A 7,000-nucleotide genomic window follows, 5' to 3' on the forward strand; every position below is an offset into this window, starting at 1 on the left:
TTTTGGGGTTTTGGGGTTTTGGCTGTATCCGGGCTTCATCGATCTGGCGGCAGGTTTTGGCATTTTATTCTCCAGTATCGGCCTGATACTGGTGCTGGTCATAAAAATGGTGCTCGCCAATTCTTCCAGGACACATCAAGGATTATACGGATCTGCCAGGTGGGCTGATAAGAAGGACATTCAAAATGCTGGCCTGATTGGAGCACGGAAAAAGCAGGGTATTGATTCGGTCTATGTGGGCGGCTGGCAGGATAATTCCGGCACAGTCCATTATCTAAAGCACGGCGGGCCAGAACATATCCTATGTTATGCACCGACCCGTTCAGGCAAGGGTGTGAGTCTCGCCTACCGACTCTGCTTTCCTAAACTCAGAATGCAGTCATTACTGATCTCAAAGGTGAGTTATGAGCATTGACGGTCGATTAGAGAAAGCATCATGCCAAAAACAAGGTGCTGCGTTTGATCCGGCATCTTTGATGAGCGCATATTGGAATCCCCAGATTGATGTTCAAAACCTGACCACCTTAATCGTTGACCCGGTATAAAATATTTTTGCTTTATAAAATTTCCTTGAGTAAGATAATATCTTACCTATTGGAAGATATTAAAAACATACATAGGAAATAGAAAAATGAAGCGCACCGATAAAGCAGAAAAAATCAGCATTACACTTCCACCTGATATGCTGAATATTATTAGGGAAAAAGTGAAAGATGGCGCTTACGCTTCCACAAGCGAGGTTATTCGTGAAGCGATGCGCTTATGGCAAAAACAGGAAGAAGAACATCACGCGAGAATTGTTGCCATCCGGACGCGCCTAGAACAATCCGCACACAGTGGCGAACCTGTTTTGCTGGATGCTGCGTTTGAAAAGCTAGAGCAGTTTCATCAGCAACACATAAGCACACCAGGCTATGAAAAGCTATGATGTATATTTAACACCCGATGCTATAAAAGACCTGATTGATATTTATGAATATATAACTGAGAAGAGCGGACTTCCTGAAGTCGCGTGGGCATATATAGAGAAATTACGCCAAAAGTGTCATGAACTTAGAACGGCGCCTCTAATAGGACAACAGCGTAATGACCTACGTAAGAATCTCAGAATTGTTGCCATCGATAAAAACGCAATTGCGGCTTTTGAAGTTATTGAGGATAAACAAATCGTCACTATTCTTAACATTTTTTATGGCGGCAGAGATTATGAAGCGATTATGGGTAGTGAAACATCGCATAAAAATGATGAGCTAAACAAATAACGCCACAGACATTATTATTACCGGAAATCGCAGCACTCACTGCAAAAGAATTTCAAGGCCTTGCTGATGTTCCACCTGAAGTGAAATGGTTTGCCAATTTAGGAAACAAAGCCACTCGGCGCGCTTCGCTTATAAAAATGCCTTAAAGGATTTTATGAATTTCACGGGTATTCAGAATCCGCAAGAATTCAGGATTGTAACTCGTATTCAGGATTGTAACTCGTGCCCGTGCCTGGCGCGATGATTTGTTGAGCCGATCATAAAGCAGTATGAGTATTCGCCACCGCTTGGCGGCGCTATCCTCTTTATTTGAATATTTATGTGAAAAGAACAGTTACGCATAATCCCGTCAAAGGTGTAAAACGTCCAGCGGTGTGGAAAGTTATGAAGGCAAAACACCGGTAATCGGCGATCATCAGGCCCGCGAATTACTCAATGCACCGGATGGAAGCTCCCTAAAAGGGAAACATGATCGTGCGATATTAGCTACCCTACTCTATCACGCATTGGGGCGTGACTTTTCTATTGCTTTGTATTACTTTGTTTATTTCTTATTTAAATTTTTTGATAAAAATACTCTATTCTTTTTATCCCATTGCGCGACTTGATAGGCCTCAAATTCACTCAGAACACCACCTTTCCAGACAAAACCCTTAGGCAAATGCCTAAGCTTTCGATTGGTTAATGCCTCAAGATCAGCCGTGCTCATATCCATACTATCCAATAGCATCGGCAGTGGGGTTTCCAGTGCCTCTGCGATCGCCTCTATAATCCTGAGTGATGGGTTGGCTTTGTCATTGGTTAAATCAGTAAAAAAAGAAATGGAGACCCCCGCCTTCTCTGCCAATTCTGATTTAGTCATATCCTTTTCATCAAGGATACGCAAAATATTTGTGATGAGTATCAAATTATACATATAATAGCCCTGCCTTTTTTAGGGTTTAAGCAGCTTAACTAATCAGCATCATCGTTTTGTGGTAGTTTTGCTGCTATTTTAATCTAAAAATAAAAACAGAAACTTATTAATCAATATGAGGGACTAAATAATAGTTTCGTTATACACATAATTTAGAGATAATTATTAATAGGATAGAAATCAAACTTAGAATTATCTAGATAATTGATTTTTATTGCTTAAAGTTAATAGTTATTCAGATAGATGAGTAACTGATGGAAAGCCCAAAGAATCTGTAACGTATATCAATTCCTGATACGAAAGGTTAGACATTCAATGATAGACAGGATAAGAAGAGCAAAAATCGAGCAAGCGCTAAGGCATCTTTTTTGTGCGGTTTTTACTTTCTTGATGATTGAATTCATATTTTTTATCTTTCTAATCATGAATGGGTAAAATTATTTAATTCCAATAATACTTCTACCTGGTATAACGAGCACAAATTAGCCTCATAATAAAAATGACTGGAAAAAGGAAGGAAAATAAAAAAGGGCCTGTTGCATCTATTGGCGCGACAGAGATTGACATCAAGTTAATCAGTGAAGATATCCATCAACCCAGGAAGGAATTTAATCAAGAAACATTACAAGAATTAACGGAAACGATTAAATTACGCGGAGTGAAATCACCCATATCGGTGCGCCCTAATCCGGATAAACTGGGAACCTATATTATTAACCACGGCGCAAGGCGCTATCGTGCCAGCATTAATGCCGGATTAAGCAAGATTCCGGCATTCATTGATACCGATTACAGTGAAGCAGATCAGGTGATCGAGAATCTGCAAAGAGATGATCTTACCTCCAGAGAGATTGCTGATTTTATTGGGCGACAATTAGCAGCTGGTAAAACAAAATCGGAAATTGCAAGACTCATCGGCAAAACCAATCCTTATATCACCATGCACGCAGCGCTTCTTGATTTGCCTGATCCATTAGGTAAAGTGTACCGCTCAGGCCGTTGCACCGATGTTACAGCACTCTATGATTTAACGAGACTCTATAAAGCCAATAAAGAAGAAGTAATCACTTGGCTGGCATTCAGTACGCAGGAAGAGATATCACGATTGGATATATACCAATTCAGTCAATTCTTAAAGCTGAAAAAAACGTCCCCATCCAATTCTACAGATGGCCGAGTAGTCAATGGTGAAGACAAATCCAATAATACGCCCTCAGCCCATAACGACGATCAAAAACAAACCTCTCCGAATGCATTGCTGGACTCTATTTACAATCTGATCAAAAAAGACAAGCGCAAGCCACGGGATTTAATGCGTGATCTATCTAGTGAGAATAAAGAATTTCTCCAAAGCAAAATAAAGAACTATTTTGAGCAAGGCAGAAATTGCAAAAATACAGTTCAGTTCACTATCAAAGCACTGCAAGATGGCAGCTTCTCAGCCAAGGGCAGCGGTGCATTGCAGTTGATCGCCTTTTTGCATGGCATGGAGAGAACTGAGCCTTTTGATCTCATAAAAATACTGGAAGAAATTGCCGAACAACAGGAAGCAGGATAATTTAATTCTGTCAGCCCCCTACTTACAGCTAATTTGAATGACGACATCACTAAAGCTACGAATGATTGTAATGAATGGACAAAAAATTCTACAAACTCAGAAAAATAATAAGTGGGAGACATTTGGCACTATCAAGAAGGTTGATGAAGGTATTAGGCCTGGTATCTATAATATTTTTTTAGCTAAAACACCTGTCGACAAAAATCGGTATGAAGGGCAAATTATTCATATTGATAAAGAAAATGCTATTTTTTATCAACAGGTCAACAAAGATTTTATTGTGCACCAATTAAATGCTGTTGATAACAAACCTATTGCAGGGAAAAATGTGGCAATTCAATATGATGGAGAGAAAGCTACGTTAACCTTAATAGATATGCTTAAGAATAAAAGATCGTTGAAAATTTGATATTAGGTTCACCGAAATAAGAATTTCGTCAAAAATATACACAAAATTAGGTATCGCCCAATTTCTCCAATAAAACTATCATGTATTCATCTTTATTTTCAAATAACATTATAAGAAATTATATCAAGGTCATTATCTAACATAATAATATTGCTAGCTTAGATCCAACAGCTCTTTACCTAGCAATTCATACAATGCTTGTTTCAGACAGTACCGGAAAATTTGTTCACTCATCTCGTTATCTGCATATAGAGGCATTCGGTTCACTTAGTCTAACGGATTTAGAATTAATAGCAGATGCAGAGAAACTTGCACAAGTTAATAGGAATGTCGATTACAACGTTGTGAAAATTTCTGAGAATAAAGAATTTATTTCTTTTCTTTACTACCCTGATTTTTTTAACCAACCCTTCCCTAAATTAAATACCAGCTGGCGAGCGGAGCTCACAGGAACGCGGCAAGTTCGGAAACGCTCCTACGCTGATTCGTTTAATCCACCCATTCTCCATCGCAAGGAGCTGTTGCTCCCACTTGAACATACAGAGATTGCTAAATTTCAGGAACTGACCAGTACAGCTGAAGCATTGGGACTTTTTGATGACCCTTCTAGAATAGGTTTTCAAAATCAATGGAAGAAAATAATTGCGGCAAAAGGTTATCAGCTTATAGATTATGAGTTCGTCCCGCTGGGTAACGATTTATCAAAATTCGACAAAGCCGATAATTTATCGCCCTCCGATGAAGTGCAACGACATTTAACTGCGCTTGTTCGCTATGGGTTTTCTGCACCGGTTCAATTGCTCGCAAGATTCGGTTTTCTAGATGGTTCCCGCAGCGTATTTGATTATGGCTGCGGACGCGGAGATGATTTGCGTGGTTTACAAGAAAATGGCATTCAGGCATTGGGTTGGGATCCACATTATGCGCCCGACAACTCAAAGCAATTATCTAATATTGTTAACCTAGGTTTTGTCATCAATGTAATTGAAGATATTAATGAACGGATTGAGGCACTACAAGGTGCTTATTCGTTAGCTCAAGAATTGCTTGTCGTATCGGTGATGCTTGCAAATCAGAAGGACTCCAAGGGAAAACCGCTGTATGATGGTATTCTAACATCTCGCGGTACTTTCCAGAAATACTACACACCCACCGAACTTGAGATATTCGTTGAACAACACCTGCATGAAGAATCTATTCCAGTAGCGCCCGGAGTTTTTTTTGTTTTTAAGGACAAAGATGCTGAACAACGCTTCTTAGTTGGCAGGAGTCGTTCCCGATCTAATCTTTTGCGCGCAGCAAGCCAGGTGCGTAGCCATTTAAGTCCCAGCAAAGCTGAAAGAGATGCCGCCCGCTATGCTGAACATCAAACATTACTTGATTCACTGTGGCAACAATGGCTGGAAACCGGACGAGAACCGGATAAAAGTGAAGTCAAAAATCTACCGCAGGTGCTTGAAGTATTCGGAAGCTTGCCGAAAACACTACGTTTCTTGCGCAACCAGAAAGATGATGCCATTCTGGAAACGGCTCAAAAACTCAGACAAGATGATCTGCTTGTTTATATTGCACTTAGCATGTTTGAAAAGCGCAAATCATATCGCTACCTCGAACCATCGCTGCAACGCGATATTAAAGCGTTCTTTACTAATTATGGCACTGCTCAGCAAGCAGCAACAGAACTTTTGTTCCAAATCGCGCAACCGGAACTAATTGATGCAGCGTGCCGTAATGCGGCATCTAAAGGACTGGGTTGGTATATCGAAAACGAATCATTGCAACTCCATACAAGCCTTGTAGAACAACTTCCCACCATTCTAAGAATATACATTGGCTGTGGCACAGCATTATATGGGGACATTACATCCGCTGATCTGATCAAAATTCACACACGCTCGGGAAAACTGACGTTGATGCAGTTTGATGATTTTTTTGGCAAACCAATTCCAAAAATGATGCTTCGTGTAAAAATATCTTTTCACAAACAAGAGTTCTATTTCTTTGAATATGACAATGAATTCGAGCCACCTTACCTTTATCTCAAATCACGGTTCATAAATGAAGAAATGGAAAGTTATGCAGAACAGATTGCATTTGATAATCAACTAGAAGCTTTGAATCTTTTTGATCTATCGGGTTATGGACCAAATCCACCAGAATTCATTCACAGCCTTAGTCTTGCACGTTGGAAAATCGATGGAATGCGTTTAATTCGGAGTCAATCTATTCCCAATCTTGACACTCCATGCGGCAAGTATTTTACTTATCGCGACTTTATTATATGTGGCGAAACGCAAGCCAAAACAGGTCTTTCTAATTTACCGAAAGAAGCAGATTCCTATACAGCCTTATATGAACTTGCTACAAATATTCTTGATCCAGTTATAGATTATTTTGGGATGATCAAGTTGACATACGGTTTTTGCTCAATAGAGGTCGCAAAGGAAATACCTGGAAGAATTGCACCGAAACTAGATCAGCACGCTGCACATGAAAAGAAACCTAATGGAAAATTGATATGCGAACGACTCGGTGCAGCTTGTGATTTTATTATTGAAGATGAAGATATGGAAGAAGTCGCGCTATGGATAAGTGAGAATACAAAGTTTGATCGGATATATCTATATGGTGCAGATTGCCCCATACATGTTAGTTTTTCAAATTTCTCGTCAAGGCAGATTACAAAGATGAAACTTACTAGCAATGGCAAATATATTCCTTTTACCACCAATCTATAGCCTTGTATAAGGATGTTTCTGGTAAAAATCCATATATGACATACTGTAGTGGTCTAATAATCTCGGACACGAATTAAGGATGTAGTATGAGAAACCTTTCGGAGGTGTTCATTGGAA

7 protein-coding genes are annotated in these 7,000 nt (G+C 39.6%); 6 read left to right on the forward strand and 1 reads right to left on the reverse strand.

The genetic code is table 11. The features are described from left to right. The 3 genes from ABF87_RS14245 to ABF87_RS14255 all read left to right on the forward strand — a co-directional run. On the forward strand, positions 1-415 hold a 415-nt coding region (locus tag ABF87_RS14245), incomplete at its 5' end, for a type IV secretory system conjugative DNA transfer family protein (RefSeq protein WP_240143704.1). A 216-nt stretch (positions 416-631) separates the two neighbouring features. After that, entirely contained in the window at positions 632-928 is a 297-nt protein-coding gene (locus ABF87_RS14250; RefSeq protein WP_160829786.1) for a type II toxin-antitoxin system ParD family antitoxin, read from the forward strand. Next, positions 915-1,262 (forward strand): type II toxin-antitoxin system RelE/ParE family toxin, encoded by a 348-nt coding sequence (locus tag ABF87_RS14255; RefSeq protein ID WP_160829787.1) that lies wholly within the window; start codon positions 915-917, stop codon positions 1,260-1,262. The genes ABF87_RS14250 and ABF87_RS14255 overlap by 14 nt, the downstream gene beginning before the upstream one ends. Positions 1,263-1,806: 544 nt before the next feature. Here ABF87_RS14255 and ABF87_RS14260 read toward each other — a convergent pair. Next, positions 1,807-2,178 (reverse strand): helix-turn-helix domain-containing protein, encoded by a 372-nt coding sequence (locus ABF87_RS14260; RefSeq protein ID WP_160829788.1) that lies wholly within the window; start codon positions 2,176-2,178, stop codon positions 1,807-1,809. 499 nt (positions 2,179-2,677) lie between these two features. Here ABF87_RS14260 and ABF87_RS14265 point away from each other — a divergent pair, with 499 nt between their 5' ends. From ABF87_RS14265 to ABF87_RS14275, 3 genes are all read left to right on the forward strand, one after another. Continuing rightward, on the forward strand, positions 2,678-3,736 hold the full coding sequence (locus ABF87_RS14265; protein WP_160829789.1) for a ParB/RepB/Spo0J family partition protein: 1,059 nt from the start codon (positions 2,678-2,680) through the stop codon (positions 3,734-3,736). Positions 3,737-3,806: 70 nt separating this feature from the next. Further along, the gene (locus ABF87_RS14270) at positions 3,807-4,145 is read left to right on the forward strand and encodes a KfrB domain-containing protein (protein ID WP_240143705.1); all 339 of its coding nucleotides are present in this window, start codon (positions 3,807-3,809) and stop codon (positions 4,143-4,145) included. A gap of 194 nt (positions 4,146-4,339) precedes the next feature. After that, positions 4,340-6,883: a DNA phosphorothioation-associated putative methyltransferase gene (locus ABF87_RS14275; RefSeq protein ID WP_160829791.1), complete on the forward strand. Its 2,544-nt coding sequence runs from the start codon at positions 4,340-4,342 to the stop codon at positions 6,881-6,883. Positions 6,884-7,000 lie beyond the last annotated feature (117 nt).

Source organism: Nitrosomonas sp. JL21 (assembly GCF_009833095.1).
In the GTDB taxonomy this organism is placed as follows: Bacteria; Pseudomonadota; Gammaproteobacteria; order Burkholderiales; family Nitrosomonadaceae; genus Nitrosomonas.

Excerpts from the sequence above, each read along its gene's own strand:
- ABF87_RS14250 (WP_160829786.1), top strand. The coding sequence starts at position 632 with ATGAAGCGCACCGATAAAGCAGAAAAAATCAGCATTACACTTCCACCT.
- ABF87_RS14255 (WP_160829787.1), top strand. The coding sequence starts at position 915 with ATGAAAAGCTATGATGTATATTTAACACCCGATGCTATAAAAGACCTG.
- ABF87_RS14260 (WP_160829788.1), bottom strand. The coding sequence starts at position 2,178 with ATGTATAATTTGATACTCATCACAAATATTTTGCGTATCCTTGATGAA.
- ABF87_RS14265 (WP_160829789.1), top strand. The coding sequence starts at position 2,678 with ATGACTGGAAAAAGGAAGGAAAATAAAAAAGGGCCTGTTGCATCTATT.
- ABF87_RS14270 (WP_240143705.1), top strand. The coding sequence starts at position 3,807 with ATGAATGGACAAAAAATTCTACAAACTCAGAAAAATAATAAGTGGGAG.
- ABF87_RS14275 (WP_160829791.1), top strand. The coding sequence starts at position 4,340 with ATGCTTGTTTCAGACAGTACCGGAAAATTTGTTCACTCATCTCGTTAT.